The organism is Streptomyces sp. Ru72, from assembly GCF_002920635.1.
GTDB lineage: Bacteria > Actinomycetota > Actinomycetes > Streptomycetales > Streptomycetaceae > Streptomyces.
Genome location: NZ_PQSR01000258.1, coordinates 1 through 388 on the forward strand (window position 1 = coordinate 1; position 388 = coordinate 388).

Consider the following 388-nt stretch of genomic DNA (forward strand, 5'->3'; position numbering starts at 1 on the left):
ACCGGGATCCAGTGGGAGTACCTGCCCCAGGAACTGGGCTTCGGCTCGGGCATGACCTGCTGGCGGCGCCTGGCGGAGTGGAACGAGGCCGGTGTGTGGGACCAGTTGCATGTGGTGCTGCTGAAGAAGCTGCGGTCGGCGAAGAAGCTCGACTGGTCGAGGGCGGTGATCGACTCCTCCCACGTGCGGGCGGCCCGCCGGGGCCCAAAAGCGGTCCCAGCCCGGTCGACCGAGCGCGTCCGGGCAGCAAGCATCACGTCCTCACCGATGGACAGGGCATCCCGCTCGCGGTGTCGCTGACCGGCGGCAACCGCAACGACGTCACCCAACTGCTACCGCTACTGGACAAGGTCCCAGCTGTCGGCGGCCTCGTCGGCCGACCCAGGCG

1 pseudogene is annotated in these 388 nt (G+C 69.3%); it reads left to right on the top strand.

The features are described 5' to 3' along the window. A pseudogene (locus C3488_RS39795) lies at positions 1–388 on the top strand (transposase); the annotation flags it as partial.